Annotated in this window: 19 protein-coding genes; 7 read left to right on the forward strand and 12 right to left on the reverse strand. The window is 71.0% G+C overall.

Features of this window, described 5'->3' with window-relative positions; genetic code table 11:
• Positions 1–355 precede the first annotated feature (355 nt).
• From rlmB to ACIBCM_RS25340, 6 genes are all read right to left on the reverse strand, one after another.
• Positions 356–1,306: a 23S rRNA (guanosine(2251)-2'-O)-methyltransferase RlmB gene (gene rlmB / locus ACIBCM_RS25315; RefSeq protein ID WP_399246887.1), complete on the reverse strand. Its 951-nt coding sequence runs from the start codon at positions 1,304–1,306 to the stop codon at positions 356–358.
• A gap of 98 nt (positions 1,307–1,404) precedes the next feature.
• Positions 1,405–2,805, reverse strand: coding sequence for a cysteine--tRNA ligase (cysS, locus tag ACIBCM_RS25320; protein ID WP_399246889.1), 1,401 nt, complete (start codon positions 2,803–2,805; stop codon positions 1,405–1,407).
• An 89-nt stretch (positions 2,806–2,894) separates the two neighbouring features.
• A complete protein-coding gene (locus ACIBCM_RS25325) occupies positions 2,895–3,299 on the reverse strand; it encodes a PPOX class F420-dependent oxidoreductase (protein WP_399246891.1) in 405 nt (134 codons plus the stop codon).
• Positions 3,300–3,639: 340 nt separating this feature from the next.
• Complete coding sequence (gene ispF / locus ACIBCM_RS25330; protein WP_399246893.1) at positions 3,640–4,164, reverse strand: 2-C-methyl-D-erythritol 2,4-cyclodiphosphate synthase; 525 nt, start codon at positions 4,162–4,164, stop codon at positions 3,640–3,642.
• Positions 4,154–4,909 carry a 2-C-methyl-D-erythritol 4-phosphate cytidylyltransferase gene (gene ispD, locus ACIBCM_RS25335; RefSeq protein ID WP_399246896.1) on the reverse strand — a complete coding sequence of 252 codons (756 nt, stop codon included), beginning with the start codon at positions 4,907–4,909 and terminating at the stop codon, positions 4,154–4,156. The genes ispF and ispD overlap by 11 nt, the downstream gene beginning before the upstream one ends.
• Before the next feature lie 340 nt (positions 4,910–5,249).
• Complete coding sequence (locus tag ACIBCM_RS25340) at positions 5,250–5,732, reverse strand: CarD family transcriptional regulator (protein WP_003953493.1); 483 nt, start codon at positions 5,730–5,732, stop codon at positions 5,250–5,252.
• A gap of 861 nt (positions 5,733–6,593) precedes the next feature.
• On the opposite strand from ACIBCM_RS25340, the gene ACIBCM_RS25345 reads away from it, so the two are divergent.
• Positions 6,594–7,313 carry a DUF461 domain-containing protein gene (locus ACIBCM_RS25345; protein ID WP_399246898.1) on the forward strand — a complete coding sequence of 240 codons (720 nt, stop codon included), beginning with the start codon at positions 6,594–6,596 and terminating at the stop codon, positions 7,311–7,313.
• Between the two features lie 401 nt (positions 7,314–7,714).
• On the opposite strand, the gene ACIBCM_RS25350 is transcribed toward ACIBCM_RS25345, so the two are convergent.
• Positions 7,715–8,395, reverse strand: coding sequence for a response regulator (locus ACIBCM_RS25350; RefSeq protein WP_389271287.1), 681 nt, complete (start codon positions 8,393–8,395; stop codon positions 7,715–7,717).
• Positions 8,392–9,918 (reverse strand): sensor histidine kinase, encoded by a 1,527-nt coding sequence (locus ACIBCM_RS25355; protein WP_399246900.1) that lies wholly within the window; start codon positions 9,916–9,918, stop codon positions 8,392–8,394. Before ACIBCM_RS25355 ends, ACIBCM_RS25350 begins: the two co-directional genes overlap by 4 nt.
• A 196-nt stretch (positions 9,919–10,114) precedes the next feature.
• Between ACIBCM_RS25355 and phoU the strand changes: the two genes are divergently transcribed.
• Both phoU and ACIBCM_RS25365 read left to right on the forward strand, forming a co-directional pair.
• Complete coding sequence (gene phoU, locus ACIBCM_RS25360) at positions 10,115–10,792, forward strand: phosphate signaling complex protein PhoU (protein ID WP_399246902.1); 678 nt, start codon at positions 10,115–10,117, stop codon at positions 10,790–10,792.
• A gap of 1,600 nt (positions 10,793–12,392) precedes the next feature.
• Positions 12,393–13,265 carry a metallophosphoesterase gene (locus tag ACIBCM_RS25365; protein ID WP_399246904.1) on the forward strand — a complete coding sequence of 291 codons (873 nt, stop codon included), beginning with the start codon at positions 12,393–12,395 and terminating at the stop codon, positions 13,263–13,265.
• 162 nt (positions 13,266–13,427) lie between these two features.
• Here ACIBCM_RS25365 and ACIBCM_RS25370 read toward each other — a convergent pair whose 3' ends face one another.
• The gene (locus ACIBCM_RS25370; RefSeq protein ID WP_399246906.1) at positions 13,428–14,138 is read right to left on the reverse strand and encodes a type II toxin-antitoxin system Phd/YefM family antitoxin; all 711 of its coding nucleotides are present in this window, start codon (positions 14,136–14,138) and stop codon (positions 13,428–13,430) included.
• Positions 14,139–14,837: 699 nt separating this feature from the next.
• Positions 14,838–15,599 (reverse strand): phosphoglyceromutase, encoded by a 762-nt coding sequence (locus ACIBCM_RS25375; RefSeq protein ID WP_389271278.1) that lies wholly within the window; start codon positions 15,597–15,599, stop codon positions 14,838–14,840.
• A gap of 176 nt (positions 15,600–15,775) precedes the next feature.
• On the opposite strand from ACIBCM_RS25375, the gene ACIBCM_RS25380 reads away from it, so the two are divergent.
• Positions 15,776–17,185 (forward strand): MDR family MFS transporter, encoded by a 1,410-nt coding sequence (locus tag ACIBCM_RS25380; protein WP_399246909.1) that lies wholly within the window; start codon positions 15,776–15,778, stop codon positions 17,183–17,185.
• 387 nt (positions 17,186–17,572) lie between these two features.
• Here ACIBCM_RS25380 and ACIBCM_RS25385 read toward each other — a convergent pair whose 3' ends face one another.
• Together ACIBCM_RS25385 and ACIBCM_RS25390 are read right to left on the reverse strand one after the other, a co-directional pair.
• The gene (locus ACIBCM_RS25385) at positions 17,573–18,139 is read right to left on the reverse strand and encodes a YbjN domain-containing protein (protein ID WP_399246911.1); all 567 of its coding nucleotides are present in this window, start codon (positions 18,137–18,139) and stop codon (positions 17,573–17,575) included.
• Positions 18,132–19,544: a glycosyltransferase gene (locus tag ACIBCM_RS25390; RefSeq protein ID WP_399246913.1), complete on the reverse strand. Its 1,413-nt coding sequence runs from the start codon at positions 19,542–19,544 to the stop codon at positions 18,132–18,134. The genes ACIBCM_RS25385 and ACIBCM_RS25390 overlap by 8 nt, the downstream gene beginning before the upstream one ends.
• Before the next feature lie 509 nt (positions 19,545–20,053).
• Here ACIBCM_RS25390 and ACIBCM_RS25395 point away from each other — a divergent pair.
• From ACIBCM_RS25395 to ACIBCM_RS25405, 3 genes are all read left to right on the forward strand, one after another.
• The gene (locus ACIBCM_RS25395) at positions 20,054–20,845 is read left to right on the forward strand and encodes a class I SAM-dependent methyltransferase (protein ID WP_399246915.1); all 792 of its coding nucleotides are present in this window, start codon (positions 20,054–20,056) and stop codon (positions 20,843–20,845) included.
• Positions 20,846–20,942: 97 nt separating this feature from the next.
• A complete protein-coding gene (locus ACIBCM_RS25400; protein WP_399246917.1) occupies positions 20,943–21,338 on the forward strand; it encodes a hypothetical protein in 396 nt (131 codons plus the stop codon).
• A 707-nt stretch (positions 21,339–22,045) separates the two neighbouring features.
• Positions 22,046–23,173, forward strand: a complete 1,128-nt coding sequence (locus ACIBCM_RS25405) for an NlpC/P60 family protein (protein WP_399246919.1) — start codon at positions 22,046–22,048, stop codon at positions 23,171–23,173.
• Positions 23,174–24,239: the final 1,066 nt, after the last annotated feature.

Below are 24,239 nucleotides of genomic sequence, written 5' to 3' on the forward strand. Positions count from 1 at the left end.
GACCGCCGCACCGGGACGGCGCTACGGCTCAGGCGTCTCGTGGGACTCCCCTGCCGCCGGCGACCCCGCGCCGGGGCACCTCGACACGAGGTGACCCGAGCGCGCCCGAGCACCCACCGGCGCCCATCGGCCCTGAGGGCGAGCAGCCTCTCCGCCCGCGCCTCTCTCCCCGTACCGCCACCGGACCGTCCGCGCGGACGCGGGTCCACGCGGACGCGGCCGCCGACGCCGGACCCAGCCGCCCCGACAGAGCCGCCCCACCCGGCCGGAGACCCCGGCCCGACGGACGCCCCGGACACGGCCGCCGCACCGAGCGTCGAACCCGGTCCCGCCCCGCCTCCGCGGGGCCCCGCGTTCAGTCGCGGTGCTTGGACGCCTCGTACAGGACGACTCCCGCCGCGACGCCCGCGTTCAGTGACTCCGCGCCCCCCGGCATCGGGATGCGGACGAGGAAGTCGCAGGTCTCGCCGACGAGCCGGGACAGGCCCTTGCCCTCGCTGCCGACCACGATGACGACGGGACCGCCGAGGGCGTCGAGATCGCCGACCTCGTGCTCCCCGTCGGCCGCCAGGCCCACCACCGTCAGCCCGGCCTTCTGGTACGACTCCAGGGCGCGGGTGAGATTGGTCGCGCGCGCCACCGGCGTACGGGCGGCGGTACCGGCGGATGTCTTCCACGCGCCCGCGGTCATACCCGCGGCCCGGCGCTCGGGCACCACGACACCGTGCCCGCCGAAGGCCGAGACCGACCGGACGACCGCTCCCAGATTGCGCGGGTCGGTGACCCCGTCGAGGGCCACGATCAGCGGGTCCTCGCCCTCGTCGAAGGCGGCCGCGGCGAGGTCCTCGGGGTGCGCGTACTCGTACGGCGGGACCTGGAGGACGAGCCCCTGGTGGTTGAGCCAGTTCGTCATCCGGTCCAGCTCGGGGCGCGGGGCCTCCATGATGTGGAGATTGCCCCGGCCGGTCGCGAGCCGGATCGCCTCGCGCACCCGCTCGTCGTTGTCGATGAACTGCTGGACGTAGAGCGTGGAGGCGGGCACTCCGTCCCGCAGCGCCTCGAAGACGGGGTTGCGGCCGACGACCATCTCGGACGTGCCCTTGCCGCCGCGCCGGGCGACCGGCCGGCGGGCCGCCTGCTTGGCCTTGGCGTTGGCGACGCGGTTCTTGACGTGTCCCTTGCGGGCGGACGCGGGCGGGGTCGGGCCCTTGCCCTCCAGGCCGCGGCGCCGCTTGCCACCGCTGCCGACCTGCGCGCCCTTCTTGTTGGACGTGCGGCGGTTCCTGCGCTGGCTGTTCCCGGCCATGACTACCTGTTTCCGTGAATCCTCGTTCTGCAGGATGCAGACCGTACGTATGTCAGTGTGCCGCCCCGGGGCCCGGGGCGGCACATCGGTCCGTGCGCTCAGCGCGGACCCAGTGTCCAGCGCGGGCCGTCCGGACCGTCCTCGATGACGAGTCCGGACTGCTGGAGCTGGTCGCGGATCGCGTCCGCGGTGCCCCAGTCCTTGCGCCCGCGGGCCGCCTCGCGCTGCTGGAGCACCAGCCGTACGAGGGTGTCGACCACGCCGTGGAGATCGTCGGGGCGGTCCGCGTCACCCGCCCACCGCTCGTCGTACGGATCGAGACCGAGGACGCCGAGCATGGCGCGCACCTCGGCGAGACGGGCGACGGCGGCTTCCTTGTCGTCGGCGGCCAGGGCGGAGTTCCCCTGGCGGACCGTGGTGTGGATGACGGCGAGGGCCTGGGGGACGCCCAGATCGTCGTCCATCGCCTCGGCGAAGGCGAGCGGCACCTCGGACGCCGGCTCGACCGGTCCCCCGGCCTTCTCGCAGACGCGCTGCATGAAGCCCTCGATCCGCGCGAACGCGGACTCCGCCTCGCGCAGGGCCTCGTCGCTGTACTCGATCATCGAGCGGTAGTGGGGTGTCCCGAGGTAGTAGCGCAGCACGATGGGCCGCCAGCGCTTGACCATCTCGGAGACGAGCACCGAGTTGCCGAGCGACTTGGACATCTTCTCGCCGCTCATGGTGACCCAGGCGTTGTGCACCCAGTAACGGGCGAACTCGTCCCCGTACGCCTTGGCCTGCGCGATCTCGTTCTCGTGGTGCGGGAAGATCAGATCGAGGCCGCCGCCGTGGATGTCGAACTCGGAGCCCAGGTACTTGTGCGCCATGGCGGAGCACTCCAGGTGCCAGCCCGGCCGGCCGCGTCCCCACGGGGTCTCCCAGTCGGGCTCGCCGGGCTTGGCGGCCTTCCAGAGGGCGAAGTCGCGCGGGTCGCGCTTGCCGGTCTCGCCGTCGCCGGAGGGCTGGCGCAGATCGTCGAGGTCCTGGTTGGAGAGCTGGAGGTAGCCGGGGAACGACCTGACGTCGAAGTAGACGTTGCCGTCGGCCTCGTAGGCGTGGCCGCGCTCGATGAGGCCGCGCATCATCTCGATCATCTCGGTGATGTGGCCGGTGGCGCGCGGCTCGTAGGTGGGCGGCAGGCAGCCGAGGGCGTGGTAGCCGTCGTTGAACGCGCGCTCGTTCTCGTATCCGATGGACCACCAGGGGCGGTTCTGCTCCGCCGACTTCCAGATGATCTTGTCGTCGATGTCGGTCACATTGCGGATGAACGTAACGTCGTAGCCGCGGTAGGTGAACCAGCGGCGCATGATGTCGAAGTTGAGCCCCGACCTGATGTGCCCGATGTGCGGGGCGGCCTGCACGGTCGCGCCGCAGAGGTAGATCGAGACGCAGCCCGGCGTGAGCGGGGTGAAGTCACGGATCTGCCGGGCGCTGGTGTCGTACAGGCGAATGGTCACGCAACAAGGGTAGTGGGCCGGTGGCAGTGCCCCGCGACCCTTGCGGGCCGCGGGCGCAACTTTGTGTCCCCGTGACTGCGCCGGGTGGCTCAGATCCGTCCCACGACCTTGCGGGGGGTGATGCGGACGACCACGCGGGGGGCGTCCTCGCCCGCGGTGGGGTTGAACTCGGCGTACTTCTTGCCGACGTACTTCAGGGCCAGTTCGTCGATGAGCTCGGGGCCGCCCTCGGTGGTCAGCTCTGCGATGCCGCGGATCTCGGCGTAGGTGTAAGGGGCGTCGAACGGCTGGACGACGACCGTCACCCGGGGGTCACGGCGCAGGTTCTGCTCCTTGCGGCGGCCGATGGTGGTCGAGACGAGAAGGTCGTCGCCGTCCCGCTTCACCCACACCGGCGACACCTGAGGGCTGCCGTCGGGCTGGATGGTGGCGATGTTCACGAAGACAGGGCCGTCGAGCAGCGTCTTGAGTTCGTCCGAGAGTGCGGCAGACATGCGGTGTGCCTTTCTGGGCGTTCGATCGGTGGGCTTCGCTGTGCTTCCGGGTCGTGCTTCCGGGGCTTCCGGGTCGTGCGTCTGGCTTTCGGGTCGTGCTTCGGTCGGTCGGGCTGCGGTTGTGCCCGGGCGGGCTGCTTCCGGTCCCCGGTCCGTCCGGCTCCGCGGGTCCGGGCGGGGGCGCGTCGGACCGATGGTGCCAGTCCCCGGCCCGCTTCCGGTGGGTGACGGATCAGTGATCGATTGTTACGGGTACCCGCCCGGTGAACCACTCCACACCCGCGGCTATTTCCCTGCCCCGGGAAAACCGGGGGCGTTCGCACCGTGGAGACCCCCCGCGTTACGCCGTACGGAACACCAGCGCCGTGGCGACGGCCGCGAGCCCCTCGGCCCGACCGGTCAGTCCCAGCCCGTCCGTCGTGGTCCCCGATACGGACACGGGTGCCCCGACCGCCGCGCCCAGGACCTTCTGCGCCTCGTCGCGCCGCTTGCCGATCTTGGGCCGTACGCCGATCACCTGGATGGCGACATTGCCGACCTCAAAACCCCCGGCCCGTACGATCCGCGCGGCCTCGGCGAGCAGGGTGACGCCCGACGCGCCGGACCACTCGGGCCGGGAGGTCCCGAAGTGGGCGCCGAGATCACCGGCGCCCGCCGCGGAGAACAGCGCGTCACAGGCGGCGTGGGCGGCGACATCACCGTCGGAGTGCCCGGCGAGACCGTCCTCGCCCTCCCACAGCAGTCCCGCGCACCACAGCTCACGGCCGGGTTCGAAGGCGTGGACGTCGGTGCCGATGCCCACCAGGGGGACGGGGAACGCCGGCGGGGCGGACGGGATCCGCGGGCCGGGTGCCTCAGAAGCCATCGTTGGCCCTCCTGCGGGCGAGTACGGCCTCGGCGAGGACGAGGTCGAGAGGACGGGTGACCTTGAACGCCTCCTCGTGGCCCGGTACGACCACGACGGGCCGGCCGAGCCGCTCCACGAGGCCGGCGCAGTCGGTCGCGCCCTCGCCGTCCGCCTCCACCGCGCGGTGCGCGGTGACGAGGGTGGCGCGGTCGAAGCCCTGCGGGGTCTGTACGGCGCGCAGCCGGGACCGCTCGGGGGTGGCGACGACGGGTTCGGGCGCGCCCGCGTCCCCGGGCGGGTTCGGCGCGACCTCCTTGACGGTGTCCGCGAGCGGCAGCGCCGGCACGACGGCCGGTGCCCCGTCCCGTACGGCCTCGATGACCGAGTCGACGGTGTCCACCGGCACCAGCGGCCGGGCGGCGTCGTGGACGAGGACGACGGAGATGTCGTCGGGGAGGGCGTCCAGCCCGAGGCGTACGGACTCCTGCCGGGTCGCGCCGCCGGGGACGACCACGACATCGGTGCGCTCCGGCAGTGTGAGGTCGGCGAGGAGCGACTTCACCCCGGTGGCGTCCTCGGGCGGTGCGACCACCACCACGAGCCGGACCGCGCGGGACGCGGCCATGGCCCGTACGGCGTGGACGAGCATGGGGGTGCCGTTGAGCGCCCGGAGCGCTTTCGGGGCACCGGGGCCGAGCCTTACGCCCCGGCCGGCCGCCGGGATCACCGCTGCGGTACGGGGCGTGAGCGATTCGTCTGACATCGGTTGCACTCCGGCAGGTTTGTTTCCTCGGCCGACATGGGTATGGCCACAGCGTGCCGGGCGCGACGCCTTGACAGGCCCTTCCGTGACCATTGGTCTGCGCCAGCCGCCCCGGGCCCGGCACACCGCAGGATCAGCGCGCGCAGTTGTCCGTACATGATGCACATGGCCGAGGCGGGCGTCTGGGCAGTGTCCGAATGTCGTCTGTGCTGGAGGGGTGCCGAAGGACCGATCGCTGTACGACTGTGGTGGAGAGACAGACATGCCGCAGCGCCCGGCAACAGGACCGTGATCAAAGGCGATCACCGATCATGTCAGCGGGCACCGCGGCATTCGTGTGTCAGGACGCGAGGACCTCGTCGAGCAGTGCCTCGGCCTTGTCTTCGTTGGTGTTCTCCGCGAGAGCGAGCTCGCTCACCAGGATCTGGCGAGCCTTGGCGAGCATCCGCTTCTCTCCTGCGGACAGACCGCGCTCGCGCTCACGACGCCACAGGTCACGCACCACTTCGGCGACCTTGATGACATCGCCGGAGGCGAGCTTCTCGAGATTTGCCTTGTAGCGACGGGACCAGTTCGTCGGCTCTTCGGCATACGGTGCGCGGAGCACCTCGAAGACCCGGTCGAGCCCGTCCTGACCGACCACATCGCGCACGCCCACGAACTCCGCATTGTCCGCCGGCACACGAACCGTCAGGTCGCCCTGGGCGACCTTGAGCACCAAGTAGGTCTTGTCCACGCCTTTGATCTGGCGAGTTTCGATGGCCTCGATCAGCGCGGCCCCGTGATGGGGATAGACCACGGTGTCGCCAACCTTGAACGTCATGTGACAGGTACCCCTTCCGTGGCTATCCAGGGTAACACGGATACGGCTTCTTCTGAATGGCGTTTTCGCAGGTCAGGGCATATCTCGGGGCTTGACAACAGCGACAGGAACGTGCTGCGGGCGACTTGCGGAACCGGGTATTCGCAGGTCGGAGCCGCTGTGCGGACGGACAGAAACGCCCACGTCACACCTGCCGGGACACCCCTGAAGGCGGGTGAACGTCCCGATTTGCCTGGTTCTTGGTGGTGAACTTCCCGTACTCCGTTCGGTGGTCGGTCACCCGTACGGACGGACGGACGCGATGAATCCGAATTGATCATCGAAGGCCCCCCGGGGCACTCCGTCAATGAATGCGAGCACCAAGGAGAATTGATCACCGCGGATATCACCGGCGATATCCGAACGCGTGCCAAACAGCGTGTTCGAAAGCCCGCGGGCGTGCCCCGGGATGCCCGCGGGAAGCAGGTGTCCGGGCGGCGGCAGACGGGGGACGAAAGGCGGACGGGGGACCTCCGGGAGACCCGGGGCAAGGACACCGGCGGGCACCCCGGGCCCCCTGCGGGCGCTCCGGCGGGCCGACGGGGGCACGCGCGGGGCCCCGGCACCCCGCGAGCGCGCGGAAAAAGGCCGGAACCATAGGGGCCGGGAGCCCTCGCGGAGCCCGTATGAGGAGCTCCATGAGGGGCCTCTCATCGAAGGGGCGGGTCGGGTGCGGGCCCCGAGCAGGGGCTCTGTAATCTGTGGACGAACTGACGCCGTCCCGGCCGGTATCGCGAACTCACGCGGTCCCGGCCGCTATTGCGCCACTCCAGCAGGACCGTCCCACCGCCAGATCCGTACGCGCAAGGAGTTGCCGCCGCCGTGAGCCTCCCCCTTACTCCGTCCGGGGGCGCCCCTCGCCTTCGGCGCGGCGCCCTCGCCGTGACCGCTGTCGCGCTGTCCTTCACCGCCCTCACCGCGTGCGGCGCGGGCAACAACGCCCAGACACTCGGGGTCAAGCCGGACACCGCGTTCGCGACGGTCGACGACATCAGCGTCCAGAACGCGAATGTGATCACCCAGCCCAAGCCGGGCGCGGCCGGTCCCGCGGTCGTCTCCGCGACGATCTTCAACGCGGGTACCAAGGACCAGACGCTCGACTCCGTCACGCTGCCCGGCGGCGCCACGGTGAAGCTGAGCGCGGCCGGCGGCCCGGGCGCGATCACCGTGCCCGCCGAGGGATCGGTCGTCATCGGCGGCAAGGGCAACGCCTCCGCGGTGATCGACAACGGCGAGACGCTGACGGGGAACATCGGCGGGGTGCAGGATGTCGTCTTCCGGCTGAGCGACACCGGCGAGGTGAAGCTCCAGGCGTTCGTCGTCCCGGCCTCCCGCGACTTCGTGGACTTCGGCCCGAGCAGCCTGCCGACGCGGCCCGCGTCCCCGGCGGCGAGCCCCGCCGCAAGCCCGGGTGGCTCCCCCGGCGCGACACCGGCCGGACAGGCCGGCTCCGAGGGAGAGTCGCCGGCGTCCGGCAGCGCCTCGCCCGACTCCTCGTCGGACCCTTCGCCGGACTCCTCCTCGGCGCCCGCGAACGGCTGAGGCGAAACGCCTGAGGCGGGGCCGCGTACGACCCGCTTCACAGCGCTCCACAGAGAGGGGCGTCCCACCGGTGTTCCGGTGGGACGCCCCCTCTTCCATGGGCGCGGGCCTTCTGCGGGCAGGTGAGCCGTGGGCGCCTGGTGCCGTGTGGGGCACAGGCGCGGTCCGAGGACGGCCGGCCCGTACGGGGTCCGCGCGGTGGGCGGGCCGGGCGCGGTACGGCGTACGCGTACCGGCACGGGTTCGGCCACCCCGGCGAGAGCCCGGACGCGGGACCGGGGCCGTACGCGGGCGGTGCGGCTCATGCAGTGCGGCCCGCGCAGTGCGCACGAGGGCTTACGCGGGCACGGTCCACGGCTCCGGCCGGTGTCCCGGTCCGGGACGACGGCCGGTGTCGCCGGTTACGGCTCGAACTTGTAGCCCAGGCCGCGCACGGTCACCAGATATCTGGGAGCCCCCGGATCCGGCTCGATCTTGGCGCGCAGGCGCTTGACGTGGACATCGAGGGTCTTGGTGTCACCCACGTAGTCCGCGCCCCACACACGGTCGATGAGCTGCATCCGGGTCAGCACCCGGCCCGCGTTGCGCAGCAGCATCTCCAGGAGGTCGAACTCCTTCAGCGGCAGGTCGACCTTGCCGCCGGAGACGGTGACGACATGGCGGTCCACGTCCATCCGGACCGGACCGGCCTCCAGGGCGGCCGGAGTGATCTCCTCGGGCTCGCCCCGGCGGCGCAGCACCGCGCGTATCCGGGCGACGAGCTCCCGGGACGAGAAGGGCTTGGTGACGTAGTCGTCGGCGCCGATCTCCAGTCCGACGACCTTGTCGATCTCGCTGTCCTTGGCGGTCACCATGATCACCGGGACGTTCGAGCGGCCGCGCAGCTGGCGGCAGACCTCGGTGCCCGGCAGTCCGGGCAGCATCAGGTCGAGGAGGACGAGATCGGCGCCGTTGCGCTCGAACTCGTCGAGCCCCTCGGGCCCCGTGGCCGCCACGGCGACTTCGAAGCCCTCCTTGCGGAGCATGTAGGACAGGGCGTCGCTGAATGATTCCTCATCCTCGACGACGAGCACTCGGGTCACGGGAGGGCCTCCGGGGCAGGGATGTCGGTGTGCGGATCGTGGTCGTAAGGCCGGTCGGAGCCGTAAGGCCGGTCGGTCTCGTACGGCCGGTGGGAGTCGTACGGCCGGTCGTGGCCGTCACGGCGGCCGGGACGGTCACGGTGGTCGCGGCCGCCGTGGCCGTCATCAGGGTCCCGACCGCTGCTCTCATGAACGTGGCCGTGGCCGTGGCCATGGCTGCGGTCGGGAGCGTGGTTCCGGTCGGTGTCGTGGGGCGGGTCGCCGACCTCGTCGGCGTGATCCGGGCCGGTGTGCGGGCCGGAGGCCGGTTCCGGGCCGCCGGCCGAACCGCCGGGACCGGCGGAACGGCCGGAGCGGTCGGAACGGTCCCGCGCGGCTCCCGCCTCGGGAAGCCGCAGGGTGAAGGTGGAGCCCTGGCCTTCGGTGCTCCACACCGTGACCTCCCCGCCGTGCGAGGCGGCCACGTGCTTGACGATCGCCAGTCCGAGGCCGGTGCCTCCGGTGGCGCGGGAGCGGGCGGGGTCGACGCGGTAGAACCGTTCGAAGACCCGCTCGCGGTCCTTCTCGGAGATCCCGATCCCCTGGTCGGTGACGGCGATCTCGATGAGGGGCCCTCCCGGCGCGGGCACCCGGCGGGCGGAGATGCCCACGCGGGTGCGGGCCGGGGAGTAGTTGACCGCGTTCTCGACGAGATTGCCGAGGGCGGCGGCGAGCTGGCCGCGGTGTCCCCAGATGTGCAGGTCGGCGGTGCCGCCGGCGGCCATCGTGATGTTCTTCGTGGACGCCGGGTGCCGGGAGCGGTCGATGGCCTCGGCGACCAGTTCGTCCACCCGTACGGGCTCCGCGTCGGCCAGCGGGTGGTCGTTCTGCACCCGGGAGAGGTCGATCAGCTCCTGGACGAGACTGGTGAGCCGGGTCGCCTCGATCTGCATGCGCCCGGCGAAGCGGGAGACCGCCTCGGGGTCGTCGGAGGCGTCCATGACCGCTTCGGAGAGCAGGGAGAGCGCGCCGACGGGAGTCTTCAGCTCGTGCGAGACGTTCGCGACGAAGTCGCGCCGTACCGCTTCAATACGGCGGGCCTCGGTGAGATCCTCGACGAGGAGCAGAACCAGCCGGGAGCCGAGGGGCGCGACCCGGGCGGAAACGGCGAGGGCCTCGCCGCGCCCGGTGCCCCGGCGGGGCAGATCCAGCTCGACCTGTCGGATCTCGCCGTCGCGCCGGGTGTCGCGGGCCATGTTCAGCATGGGCTCGACCGTCAGCTTTCCGCCACGGACCAGTCCCAGCGCGTACGCCGCCGAGCTGGCCTTGACGACGGAATCGCTCTCGTCGAGGACGACGGCGGAGGAGCGCAGCACGGACAGGACCGTGTCGACACCGGGCGGCAGCACGGCGTCGGTGTGCAGCGAGGTACGGGTCGGCCTGCGCTGCTCCCGCTCGCTCCAGCGAAACGCCAGCACGGCGATGACACCGGTCAGCAGACCGGCGATCGCTGCCGCTGCGGCGACCGCCGCGTTCACGTCCATGCATCCAGGTTAGGCGTGGTCAAGGTGGTGGTCCCGGCCGAACGGCTTCAGCTGCGGGACTCGTCGCCCAGAGTTCACCGAGGGGATAGTGCCGGTTCATTTGCGAGGGAGGGGCCGGACTCCTTGCGGACAGAACGTGGGAGCGTGGGAGTCCGAAGCCCCACCCGGACCCCCGGCCACCTAGAGAGGGAACTCCATGCGGGACGCGTACCACGAGGAACTGGACTCGATCGGCGAGGGCCTGGTCGAGATGGCCCGGCTGGTCGGGTCGGCGATCGGGCGCGCCACGACGGCCATGCTCGACGCCGATCTGAAATTGGCCGAAAGTGTTATCGCCGCCGACCAGAAGGTCGACGATCTCCAGCACGATCTGGAGGCGCGGGCGATCGCCCTGCTGGCACGGCAGCAGCCGGTCGCCACGGATCTGCGGATCGTGGTGACCTCACTGCGGATGAGCGCGGACCTGGAGCGTTCGGGCGACCTGGCCCAGCACGTGGCCAAACTGGCCCGGCTCCGCTTCCCTCAGTCCCCGGTGCCGCGCGACCTCCAGGCCACGATCCTGGAGATGGGCCAGCTGGCGCAGCGCCTGATGGCGAAGGCGGCGGAGGTGATCATCACCAAGGACGTCGATCTCGCGCTCCAGCTGGAGACGGACGACGACGAGATGGATCTGCTGCACCGCACGCTCTTCCAGCATCTGATGGACGACCGCTGGAAGCACGGCATCGAGACGGCTGTCGATGTGACGCTGCTCGGCCGTTACTACGAGCGGTTCGCCGATCACGCGGTGTCGGTGGCGAAGCGGGTGGTGTACCTGGTGACGGGCGAGCACGCGGACGAGCTCCAGCCGGTGACACCGGTGGAGGGCGCGTAGCGGAGTCCGGGGGCCGGCGGGGATACGTTTCGTCACCCGGGGAGCAGCGGGGGTGGGTGGTTCCACCGACGGTCGCACGGGTGCCGGAGTGTCACGGGTGCCGGAGTGTCACGGGTGCCGGAGTGTCACGGGTGCCCGGAGCGTACGGCCCCCGCCGGACGGCTCGGTTGGGCGCCGTAAGGCTCCCCGTCGGTCGGTCGGTCTCGGTGAGGCGCGTGCGCTCCGCCGCGGATCGAGCCGGTGGGACGCGTAGGGCTCTCCGTCGGTCGTCCCGCATGAGGCACGTACGCGATCCCGGCCGCTCGTGTCGGTGGGGTGCTCCTGGCTCACGCCGGTCGTCCCGGTCGCGGACGTACGGTTCCCGCGGGTCGGGTGGCGTGGTGCGTGCGTTCGCCGCGGATCGGGTGGGGTGCGTGCGTTTCGCCGCCGCCCGCGCCGGTGGGGCACGTACGGCTTCCGCCGGTCGTCCCGGCCGGGCACGTACATACGGATCCCCGCCGGTCACGCAGGAGCGGACGCGTGCGGCCCGGACCACGGCGGGGGGGGGCGCGTGAGGGGGCCGCCGGCAGGGCGCGTACGGCCTCCGCCGGTCCCGCCGGGGAGAGCGCGGAAGGCCCGGCCCATGGGCGGCCGTGCCTCAACGCGCTGTTGATGCGCCCACCACGCCGGGCATGACATGGCCAGAGGCGGCTTGTCCCGCATACGCCCCTGTGCCCATGAGCCGTACGGCCGCGAGCGCGTCTCGGTGCCGTACGCCCACGAGGAGGAAGCCCCATGCCAGATTCCCCCACCCCACAGCCTCCGGCGGAACCCCCCGCCGACGTCGTCCACCTGCCCGTCCTCGGCGCCTGCGGCTGCGGCCCGGGCTGCGGCTGCGGCTGCCAGTCCGGGGGGCCGTGCCAGTGCGGCGGCTGCTGCGGCTGACGCCCGCCCCTGCCGCCAGGCGCCCGACCACCGACGCATCCGAGGGCCCGCCCGGTCACCTGACCCGGGCGGGCCCGCACGCTGACCGCCGACGGCCGGTACCGCCGGCGCCGGGACCCGTCCCGCCCGGGGCGATCGCTGCCGGACGTCCGGGGGGCGGTGCCGACCCGGGCCACGGTGCCGGAGGCGGCGGGCGGCGGGCGGCCCGGATCGTACGCGGGCATTCGGCGCGGGACGCCACCTGGCCATCCGGACACCCGGACCGGGACCAAGTCCTTCAGGAGAAGCACCCCGGCAGACGACCGCGTGGAGTCGCCGACGGACCAACTCAAGCCCGGGGCAGTCTTATTCGGTCGCGGTGCGGGCGGGCGCCCCGGTACCGTCGGCTTTGACATACAAGAAAGTTCCCAGCCGCCCGTCATCGTGGAACCGCTCTTCGAGGGGCTCGGCGCAAGGATCGAGTTCCAGCCGGTGACGGACACCGAGAACATACGGAAGTCCTTGCCGCGGTGGGGGCCGCCGCCGATCCGGCCGAACGGCCCGGGCATACGAGTCCGGGCCCGGACGTACGGGATCGCAATCGGCGTGAAACCGCGAAACGGGGGCGGCCGTAGGGGCGGCCGTCCACCGGCGACGAGAGCCGCGGGGCGAGGGAGCACAAGGGGGAAGGCAAGAGTTGAAGGTCGCGTTTTTCGGAGATGTCCATGGTTGCGTACTGCACGCGCTCGGCGCGGCGGTACTGCTGCAGAACCGTCGGGCGATCAAGCTCGACGCAATGATCCAGGTGGGGGATCTGGGAGCCTTCCCCTCACCCGAGCGGTGGGACCGGGCGAGCCGGCGCTTCGGGGCGGACCACCCCGCACAGAACGACTTCTTCCGGCTGCTCCGTCCCTCGTCGTCGCTGACCGAGGCCGTGGGACTCGCCCTGGGGCAGCTCCCGCCGTTCCATTTCGTCAGCGGCAACCACGAGGATCACCCCTGGCTGGCCACCCTGCACGGGGAGGCGGACTCGGCCGGGGTGACGCCGGTGGACCCGTTGGGCGCCTGTCACCATGTCGCCTGCGGGCACGTCATCGAGATCGCCGGCCTGCGCACGGCCTTCCTCGGGCTGATCGAATCGGAGGGGATGGACCTCGACCCGGAGGCGTACGACCGGCTGCTCGCCGCCGAACCGGGCAGCGTGGACGTCCTGATCACCCACGACGGCCCCTACGGCATGTCCGAGTGGCGCGGAGTCCGCCAGGGCTCGCCCAAGCTGACCGCGCTCATCGAGCATCTGCAGCCCCGCCTCCATGTAAGCGGCCACTACCACCATCAGAACGGCCCCCGCCACTACGGACCGACCGTCTCGTACGCCCTCGCCCAACTGGTCGGCCCCAAGGCGGACCGCAGGACCGCCGAGCCGATCAATCCCCGGCAACAGGTGGCGGCCGGGAGCATCGGTCTGCTCGACACCGAGACGTACGACTTTGAATACATCCACGACGCTTGGCTCGCCGACGTCAACGGCGACGCCCTCGACCTGGCGGGCCTGATCGCCGCGGGCTGATCTCCGCCCTGCGCCACCGTTCCCACCTGAAGGTCGGCATACGAAAGCCGGGGCGGTCGGGGTCACAGGCCCGGGTCGTTCCCCGGCGGACGTCTGTACAGGTTCGGCGGCCGTCGGTCACCGAACCCGTCATCATCACCCGCAGAAGCGATCATGCTTCATTCATTCTCCACCGTTGCGCACAAATTCTTCGGCGAAGTACATCCACCCCTCAGCCTCGCCTGCCCGGCCGGCAAAGAGATTGATCAAGTCGGCGGCAAAATATGTGGCGTATATCCATGTATGAAGCTCCTCGTCACAGAGTGGAACTCCTAGAGAATTCCTCCAGTCTTGTGGAAGTTCCCCCAACTGGGTCGCCCAAATCGTTCCGGCAACCAGCGGAATGGTTTTGTCGTCGATTCCGGAATCCTCCTTGGTCAACAGAAGTTTGGCTGCGATCAACTCCGCCAATGACACTCGATCCGGGGACTCTTTCCCTTCGTCGTCAAGCAGCTTGATTCTTCCGTTCTCTGAATATTCGTCAAGCTTGCTTGCGAAGCAGAAGAGAAGTGTGGCGATCCCGCCGGCGAACTCCGCCCTGCCATTCCTCCATGCAGTCGAAGCATCCGGCAAGGGGACCGGATTGTCCGAGAGTGACAGCAGGCCCTCAATCACGCGGGTAGCACTTTCGACGTCACCCGGGTAGGCCATCACGTCCTCAAGTGTCCGCCTCTGAAGATCTTCAGCCCCTACCAGGGCTGCCACGCGACGCCCATGCCTCGTCAGGTGAACGACACTTCCCTGCTCAACCTTGCTCACGAGATTGCTGAAGTCACGCCGAGCCTCACGAATCCCGCATTCAAAGTCTTCTGCCTCCTCCATTGCTGCACACATGGGAACACGGTAGCGATGTCTCCACAGTGGTGAAAGGTCGACGACACGAGGGTGTGTACACATGTGTACACACCCTCGCTTGAGTTTCGTCCCTGCTCATTTCAGTCTGAGGTGACTGGGAGCAGGGACGAAGCAAGCGCGATTTCCGCCGGCTTCACTCAATGCCGTGAGGGGAAGATGAGATGCGTTTTTATTTGCGGTGGCGAGACGGGAACGGAAGGTGTCGGCACAGGTTCCCTACAGCCGTGGCAGCAGCCCTCGCCGTCACTCAAGGATTTGTTTATTTTCTTGCTCCGGCAGCAGGCGCCGCGGCTGCGGCTGCGGGAGCCCTCTACCTCGCTCTGCTCGGCGCCACACGAAGCCGGGCGTGCCGATGCGAAAACTGTGGGACGGACGACCCGGCTGACACCTGAGGGCTGTCCCGTGGGCGGCAGGCTTCGAGCTTTACTGCCGGCCCGTTGGAAAGGAGCCGGCGCGAACACGGTGAACCTTTCCGGCCACCGCGCTGATTCCAGACCAGAGACCCGGACACTCTGTCCGGGTCTCTCTCCTTTGAATACCTCGTGCTCGCGCAGGTTCCCGGAACCGCGCCAGGCCGGCCACCCGCCCTACGACCCGCTCTGTACGGCAGGCCCGCACGACGACAAGCCCCCCACCCGCAAAAACGCGCAGGCAGGGGGCTCAAGGAACGAGAAGGGGCTACTTCTTCTTGCCCTGGTTCTTGACCGCCTCGATCGCCGCCGCCGCCGCGTCCGGGTCGAGGTAGGTGCCGCCGGGGTTCAGGGGCTTGAAGTCGGCGTCCAGGTCGTAGGCGAGAGGGATGCCGGTGGGGATGTTCAGGCCGGCGATGGCCTCGTCGGAGACGCCGTCGAGGTGCTTGACCAGCGCGCGCAGGGAGTTGCCGTGGGCGGCGACGAGGACCGTGCGGCCGGCGAGGAGGTCGGGGACGATGCCGTCGTACCAGTACGGCAGCATCCGGACGACGACGTCCTTCAGGCACTCGGTGCGCGGGCGCAGCTCCGGCGGGATGGTGGCGTAGCGCGGGTCGTCGCTCTGGGAGAACTCGGTGCCGTCCTCAAGGGGCGGCGGCGGGGTGTCGTACGAGCGGCGCCAGAGCATGAACTGCTCCTCGCCGAACTCGGCGAGCGTCTGCGCCTTGTCCTTGCCCTGGAGCGCGCCGTAGTGGCGCTCGTTGAGGCGCCAGGACCGGTGGACCGGGATCCAGTGGCGGTCCGCGGCGTCCAGCGCGAGCTGGGCGGTGCGGATGGCGCGCCGCTGGAGGGAGGTGTGCAGTACGTCGGGGAGCAGACCCGCGTCCTTCAGCAGCTCACCGCCCCGGACCGCCTCCTTCTCGCCCTTCTCGGTGAGGTTGACGTCCACCCAGCCGGTGAACAGGTTCTTCGCGTTCCACTCGCTCTCGCCGTGGCGGAGGAGGATCAGCTTGTACGGTGCGTCGGCCATGCGTACGAGCCTAGTGGACGGCCTCCGAGGTCTCCGAGGCCGTCTCGATTGACGGCCGGCGTCAGTCGGCCGGTGGCCGGAGCCTCGCTAGGCGTAATGTTCAATCACCCCACAAGGCCCTTACACTCAGGGGCGTCGACGAGCCGCTGACCCGCCGAGGGCCACTGGGGGGATACATGTCCGTTGCCGGACAGCGCACGGCCGGTCTGCGCCGTGCCGTGCGGGAGGGCGTGTCGGGGCTTCCCCGGGAGTTCTGGTGGCTGTGGACGAGCACGCTCGTCAACCGTCTCGGGGGTTTCGTCGCGACCTTCCTCGTGTTGTACCTGACGTTCGAGAAGGGGTACTCGCCCTCGTACGCCGGGCTCGTCGTCTCCCTGTACGGGCTCGGCGGCGTCGTCTCCTCCCTCGGCGGCGGGGTGATGGCCGACCGGCTGGGACGGCGGCCCACCCTGCTGATCGCCCAGGCGTCGACCGCCGTCTCCGTCGCGCTGCTGGGTCTGGTGCAGCACCCCGTCGCGATCGCGATCGTGGCCTGCGTCGTGGGCATGGCGTCCCATGCCTCCCGTCCGGCCGTGCAGGCGATGATGGCCGACATCGTGCGCCCCGAGGACCGGGTGAGGGCGTTCTCGCTCAACTACTGGGCGATCAACCTGGGCTTCGCGGTCTCCGCGATCGCCGCGGGCTTCATCGCCGAGTACAGCTATCTCGTGGGCTTCCTCGGTGAGGCCGTCATGACGATGGCCTGCGCGATTCTCGTCTTCGTCAAGCTGCCGGAGTCACGGCCCGAGCGGCCGACCGCCGCCGCCGGAAAGGCGGAGCCGGACGTCGGTCTCGGGACCGTCCTGCGCGACGGACGGTTCATGAGCGTCGTGGGGCTGTCGTTCCTGATCGCGCTGATCTTTATGCAGGGCATGACCGGCCTGCCGCTGGCCATGGGCGAGGCCGGGTTCTCCTCTTCCGACTTCGGCATGGCCATGGCCCTCAACGGCGTACTGATCGTCGTCCTCCAGATCCCCGTCACCCGCTTCATCGAGCACCGCGACCCCCGGCGGCTGCTGACCGTCTCCTCTCTGCTCGTCGGATACGGCTTCGGCCTGACCGCATTCGCCGGGTCGTCGATCGGGATGTACGCGCTCTCGGTGACCGTCTGGACCGTCGCCGAGATCGTGAACGCGCCGACGCAGACGGGCCTGGTGGTACGGCTCTCCCCGCCCCACGGGCGGGGCCGCTACCAGGGCATGTACACGATGACCTGGTCGGTCGCGACGCTCCTCGCCCCGCTGATCGCCGGTGTGGTGATCGACGGGTACGGGGCCGGATGGCTGTGGGCGATATCCGCGCTGCTGGGGACGGTGGCGGGGCTGGGCTACTGGGCCCTGCTGCGGAATCTGCCCCGGGAAGAGAATCCTCCCCTGGACGAAGGGAACGAAGGGGAAGGGGAAGGGGAAGGAGAGGCTGAACGGCAAGCGGAGGCGGATGCTGTCAGGAAGGCGCTGCCCGCGGAGCCGATCGGTCCAGCGGGGGCGGTGGCCACCGGCTCCCCGAACGGCGACGGCGGACCGCCCGCCGCCGGGACCACCTCCTGAGCACCCGGCCGTCGGTGCCGGTGCCGGGTGACGCGTAACGGTGCCAGGTGTCACTGAGGGTGTCGGCGTGGACCGCCCGCTGATGGTGAGGAGCCGGCGTCCGACGGCGTCCGGCGCGCCCCGGAGCGGCCGATGCCCGGCGGCACGGACGAAGGCTGTTTCCCCTCCTCCCCGGGGGCTCGCCGACACCCGGGGAGGAGGGGAGGTCCGGTGCCCCGGCACGACCGGGTCCCTGAAGGTGAACGGCGTTCAGCGGCGCGCCGGTGCCGAGCATGTCATGGCACGGCGGCGCACAAACAGGTGTCACACGGGTCTTACGGGGGCGCCAGGGGGCGTATGCCACCCTCGGCTCTCGGTCCCCAGTCCCCAGCCGTCGGTCCCCAGTCCTCAGCCCTTGGTCAGGTTGGTGAACGCGTCGAGGTTGCGCGTCGACTCACCCCGCGAGACCCGCCATGCGTACTCCTTGCGGATCGCGTTCGCGAAACCCAGTTCGAGGAGCCGGTTGAACGCGCCGTCCGCCGCCTCCAGGACCGAACCGAGCAGCCGGTCCAGCTCGTCCGGTGTGATCACGGAGAGCGGGAGCCTGCCGGTCAGATAGATGTCGCCGAGCGGGTCGATCGCGTAACTGACGCCGTACAGCCGCAGATTCCGCTCCAGCAGCCAGCGGTGCACCCCGGCGTCGTTCTCGTCGGGGTGGCGGATGACGAAGGCGTTGATGGAGAGGGAGTGCTTGCCGACGCGCAGGGAGCAGGTCGTGGAGAGCTTCCGCGTGCCGGGGAGGGTGACCACGTACGTACCCGGGCCGGGGTGCTCCCATGCGAGACCGGCATCGGTCAGCGCCTTCTCGATGATCTCCGGCGCCCTGTCCGCGGCCTCGGCGGGATCGGCGGGCTGGGCGGGATCGGCGGGCTCCGCGGCCTCGGCGGGATCGGCGGGCTCGTGTGCGTCAGCCATGGTGGGAGCGTACCCGCCGGCGGTGTTCGTTCATCGCGGCCGTATAGACGTCCGCCGTCGCGGACGCGGCCGTGTCCCAGCCGAAGGACTCGGCGTGACGGGCCGCGGCAACGCCCATCCGGGTGACCAGGGCCGGATTCACCAGGAGCCGGTGGAGGGCGTCGGCGTAGTCGGACGGGTTGTGGCCGGGTACGAGGATGCCGGTGACCCCGTCCCGTACCGCGACCGGCAGCCCGCCGACCGCCGCCGCGACGACGGGGGTGCCCGACGCCTGGGCCTCGATCGCCACCAGGCCGAAGGACTCGCTGTACGAGGGCATCACCAGCGTGGACGCGGCCCGGAACCAGTCCGCGAGAAGATCCTGCGCCACGGGCGGATGGAAGTGCACGACGTCCGCGATACCGAGGTACGCGGCCAGTTTCTGCAGGCCCTCGGGCCTGGCGAGGCCGCTGCCGCTGGGGCCGCCGACGATCGGGACGTACAGCCGGGGGCGCAGGGACGGTTCGCGGACCAGCAGCTGCGCGATGGCGCGCAGCAGGATGTCGGGGGCCTTGAGGGGCTGTATCCGGCCCGCGAAGAGGGGGACGAAAGCGTTCTGGGGCACTCCGAGCCGGGCCCGGGCAGCTCTGCGGCCGCCCTCGAAGCCCGAACCGGAACCAGAGCGGCGGGCGGAAAGGGAACCGGAACCGCTGAATGGGGCGAGGGCCCGGTCGGGGCGGAAGCGGTCGAGGTTCACTCCCGGGTGCACGACGGCGACCTTCGCCGGGTCGGCGTCGTAGAAGCGGATCAGCTCGTCCGCCTCCTCGGCGGTGTTCGCGATGAGCCGGTCGGCGGCGTCCACGATCTGTGTCTCGCCGATCACACGGGAGGTGGGTTCGGGCAGATCGCCCTCGGCGAGAGCGGCGTTCTTGACCTTGGCCATGGTGTGCATGGCGTGGACGAGCGGGACGCCCCAGCGCTCGGCGGCGAGCCAGCCGACATGGCCGGAGAGCCAGTAGTGGGAGTGGACGAGATCGTAGTGTCCGGGCCGGTGGCGGGCCCAGGCCTGCATCGTGCCGTGGGTGAAGGCGCAGAGCTGGCCGGGCAGGTCCTCCTTGGCGAGACCCTCGTAGGGGCCGGCGTCGACATGGTGTACGAGGACTCCGGGCGCGAGTTCCACGCTCGGACGCAGGCCGCCCGCGGTCGCCCTGGTGAAGATCTCGACCTCGATGTTGATGGCGGCGAGGCGTTTGGCGAGCTCGACGATGTAGACGTTCATCCCGCCCGCGTCTCCCGTGCCCGGCTGGTGGAGGGGGGAGGTGTGCACGCTGAGCATGGCGATCCGGCGCGGCTTGCGGTGGCCGACGGGGAACCTGAGCCGGGGAGCCACGAAACCGCTGGAGATGCGGGAGACGTACTGGCTCACGCGAAGGTCCTCCTCGCTCCGGGCAAGCACACTGCGGGCACGGCGCAGTGCGGGCACATTCGGGTGCCGACTCCGCACAACAGCGGATTTCCATCTTCCATTTCCGGGACCTCGGCGCTTTGCCAAATCATTACCATTGGTAGTCGTGGCGGGCTGCTCCGGGGTGGTTCGGAGGAGGCTGAGGGAGTGCGCGGGGGCGGTGGCGGGGGACCTCGCGTGGGGGCCGTGCCGGCCGAGCCCGGACCGGACCGGACCGGGGCGGGGCGGTGGCGGATCATGGGCGGAGTCGCGGCGGGCCGGGGCCGGAGGCGGGCCGGAGCCGGAGTGGGGGACCAGGGCCCGAGCGGCGGCGGACCAGGGCCGGGTCCGGTGGGCACGCAGCGGACCCGGTGGGAGCCCGTGCCGGACCCGGGGCTCGGTGGGCCGCGCCTCGGCAGGTCGGGGGCCGGGGCGGGGGCTGGGGGGCGGGGCGGAGTGGGGTCCCGGCCGCTGCGCATACCCTCGCTTGCATGAGCACCCGCCCCGTCGGCACCGCCACCCGCGGGACGACCAACCCCAACCGGCTGCGCCGGATGGACCGCTGGATCGCCGCCGTCCACGGCCCCGCGCTGCGCCGCAGCGACCGGCCGCTGGCCGTCGATCTCGGGTACGGGGCCGCCCCCTGGACCACCCTCGAACTGCTGCGGCGGCTGCGTGCCGCCGACCCCCGCTGCTCCGTCACCGGGATCGAGATCGATCCGGAGCGGGTCGCGGCGGCGAAGCCGTACGAGGAGGAGGGGCTGCGCTTCCGCCATGGAGGCTTCGAGATCCCGGTGGAGGGCCGACCGGTACTGATCCGGGCGGCGAACGTCCTGCGTCAGTACGAGGAGGGCGAGGTCGCCGATGTCTGGGCGCGGCTGTGCGGACGGCTCGCACCGGGCGGACTGCTGGTGGAGGGGACCTGCGACGAGATCGGGCGGCGGCACGTCTGGGTGGCGCTGGGGCGCAGGGGGCCGCGCACGGTCACGTTCGCGACCCGGCTCGGTTCGCTGGACCGGCCGTCCGACCTCGCGGAGCGGCTGCCGAAGGCGCTGATCCACCGCAACGTTCCGGGCGAGCCGGTGCACGCGTTCCTCCGGGACTTCGACCGGGCGTGGGCCGCCGCTGCCCCGTACGCCTCGCTGGGCGCGCGCCAGCGCTGGATCAGGGCCGTACGGGATCTGCGGGCCGACTGGCCGCTGGCGGACGACAGCCGACGATGGCGGCAGGGCGAGGTCACCGTCGAGTGGTCGGCGGTCGCGCCCCGGGCGGGGACGGCGTGAGGCGCACGTCAGACACCTCACGGCACCGAGCAGTCGAGCCGGCGGCCGTGGGTCCCGGGGTAGCCTGCCTGATCGTTCGATATGTGGGGGCAGGCTCGTGTTCCAACTTCCCGAGGGGTCATGGTGGGACTGGGACGTCGTCGAGTGGAACGCCGGCCGGGTGCGGCTGGGCGCGGGCTCTGACCTGTCGTACCACCACGGTCTGGAGCTGGTCTTCGGCGACCCTGTCTTCGTCATGTGTCCAGCCGTCTTCCACGATCCGGCGTTCCGCGAGCCGAAACCGGACGAGGTGCGGTCCGTTTCCCGGCAGGTCGGCGAGACACCCGCGGTGCTGGTCGCGTTCGAGGCCGACGCGGGTGGCCCCGAGCCCGCTTCCGGACTGATCGCGGCCGGCCGGCTCGAAGTCGTCCAAGGGGTCGTCTTCCGCTACTGGCGCGAGGATCTGGCGCCTGGCGAGCGTCTGGCCCCGTGGGTGCGGCCCCCGGACGCGTGACCATCGGTCACCGGCCTGTGCGGCCGCCACGCTGACATCTCCCCCTGCGCCCGGCAAGACGATGCCCTCGCCGAACGGGCGATGAGCCTTGAGGCAGTGGTGAAGCTGACCGAGCATGCGGTTGAAGAGGTTGCGCTGTCCAGCGGCGCCCCGGTCGCCGTGATCGTCACGGCGACAACGGACACCAACCCCCTGGCCCCACCCCGCTGTCGACGAATGAGGCACATAAGAAACAAGGCACGTAAGACACGTGAGAGGGCGCGAACAGGGCTGCCCGAGGCATGAGTCGAGCCGCCCTGGGAAGGACGGGACAGTCCCGGGAAGAACAGGACGGCCCCGGGAGGGCAGGACGGTCCCGGGGAGGGCAGGACGGTCCGCGCAGGCTCGGGGAGCACCGGGTGACCCGCCTCGCGGGGGCCGGGGGCGGGGCGAGGCATCGTGGGGAGCGGGCGGGAGCGGGCGGAACAGCCGGGCGGGGCACGGGACGTACACGCACTCCCGCGCACCCCCGATCGAGTGAACGAACGTACGAGTGGGGAACATGCGGGACCGGCCGTTCGTCACTGACAGGTGGGAGTGATCGACTGGGGGTGGGCGATCTGCCGTACGGCTCTGTCACTTTGCGGGATGCCGTGGCACCATCACGGCAGCGTTCATAAGTTACTGACGGTAAATCAGATGTTGCGGGAGTTGGAGAAGGGGGAGTCGTGAACCGACGCCATGTTGCCGCCGCCGCGATCGCTCTGGTCTGCGCGCTGACCGTGCCCGCGGTCGCCGGGACGGCTCTTGCCGCGCCCGCCGCGCCAAGTGCTCCCGGCAGCCCGGGGATTGGTCAGGCACCCGGCGCTCCCCTTGTTCCCGAGCCGACAGCCCCCTCGGGCAGCCCCTCCCCCACCGGGAAGAAGTCCCTGGAGGAGATCCGGGTGGAGCTGGAGACCCTCTACCACCAGGCGGTTTCGGCGACCGACGCGTACAACCTCGCGAAGGAGGACGCCGAGCGCCAGTCGGCGGAGATAGTGAAGCTGGCGAAGGAGACGGTCAAGGCCCAGGCCCGTATCGACGACCTGAAGAACCGGGCGGGGGCGGCCGCCCGTGCCCAGTACCGGGGCGGCGGCCTGCCGCCCGAGGCGCAGTTGATGCTGACGAGCGACCCACAGCTCTTCCTCGACGGCGCCGGACGGATACAGCAGGGCCAGAAGGCCACTCGGGACCTGCTGCGCGAACTGAAAACCACTCAGGGCGAGTTGGCCTCGTACAGCGAGGCGGCCGGCGGCCAGTGGAAGGAACTGGAGGCCAACCGCCTCAAGCAGGCCAAGGCCAAGAAGGAGATCTCCACCAAGATCGCTGCCGCGGAGAAGATAGAGAGCCGGCTGGAGAAGGAGGAGAAGGCCCGCCTCCTGGTCCTCGAACGGCAGGCGGCGGACAAGGCCCAGACCAGCTGGCTGAATTCGGGCGCCATGAAGGACGTCGGCGGGACGGCGACCGGACAGGGCGAGAAGGCGGTCGCGTTCGCCACGGCGCAGATCGGCAAGCCGTACGAGTGGGGAGCGGAGGGCCCCGGTTCGTACGACTGCTCGGGGCTGACCTCCCAGGCGTGGGGCGCCGCCGGCCAGGGCATCCCGCGCACCTCGCAGGAGCAGTGGCGTCAGCTGCCGAGGATCGACGTCAAGGACATGCGGCCCGGCGACCTGATCATCTACCACGCGGACGCGAGCCATGTCGGCATGTACATCGGCGACGGCGCGATAGTCCACGCCCCCCGCCCGGGCCGGACGGTGACCATCGCGGGCGCCGGTTCGATGAAGATCCTCGGAGTGGTACGCCCGGACAGGTGACGGTTTCCGCCGAAGGTGAGGCCGGGCCCGGTACAGGGCCCGGATCCGGCAGGAGGCGAGGGCGGGCGCCGAGGCCGGGGTCGGGCCGCCCGTGGGCCAAGGTTGGGGGCAGTGCCTGGGCCCGGATGCGGGGATGAGCGCGGTACGTCCGGGGGCGGGGACACCCATGGGGGCGGGGCCTCCACGGCAGCCGGGCCCGTGGGCTGGCGCGACGAGCCGGGCCTCGGTCTGAGGTCGCCCATGGGCCGGGTTCCCCGGGCCGGGCCCTGGGAGCCGGGTTGGGGCCGTGGCCTGTGGGCCGTGGGCTGGACTCTGAGTGCTGGGTTCTGGCTTCCGGGTCCTGCGCGGCGGGGTCGGCGGGCAGGGCCTCGTGGGAGCAGGGAGCATCTGCACGGGGGTTGCGTCCTGGGGAGCGGTGTACGGGTTCCCCGACCGGCACGCCCGGGCCCGCCCTCGGCACCAGGGGGACGGTGCACTGACGCCTACCCTCGGGCCCCAGCCCCGGGACACGGCACCCGGAACCCCGAACCGGAACTCTCCGCGCGCACCGGAGTCCGCCTTCGGCACCCGGCGCCCGGCCTCGGCACTCACCATCGGCGCGCCGGCCAGGTCCGTCGGTCGGATCCATGGTGGGGGCGCCCTCGGCACCCGCCCCCGGCACCCACGCGTCACCCGGAACCCCGCCCGGTGCCTGCACGCGTACCGGAGTCCGCCTTCGGCACCGGCGCCCTGTGCCCAGAGGCCGACCTGAGCCCGCCCGCCCCGGCACCCGGCGTCCATCCTGGGCGCCCACGCCCTCGGGGCGCCCCTGCGCCCCGGCCGGGTCCTCCGCCCCGGGCACCTCCCGTACACAATCCAACAATCCGGGCATATCTGGCGCGATGGCGCGCGCAACGCATCTCCGGGGCACCCCCGGAGGCGTGATGTTCGTCATGACCGGGGCACCAACTGCCCGCCCATCACACGCATATACCGACGGCCCCGTATCAAATGCCATTCCACTACTGCGGGGCCAAACGCTATGGTCCCCTGTCTGGCGGGATGTCGATCGCCGTGCCGCCACCCC

Source organism: Streptomyces sp. NPDC051018 (assembly GCF_044456085.1).
GTDB lineage: Bacteria > Actinomycetota > Actinomycetes > Streptomycetales > Streptomycetaceae > Streptomyces.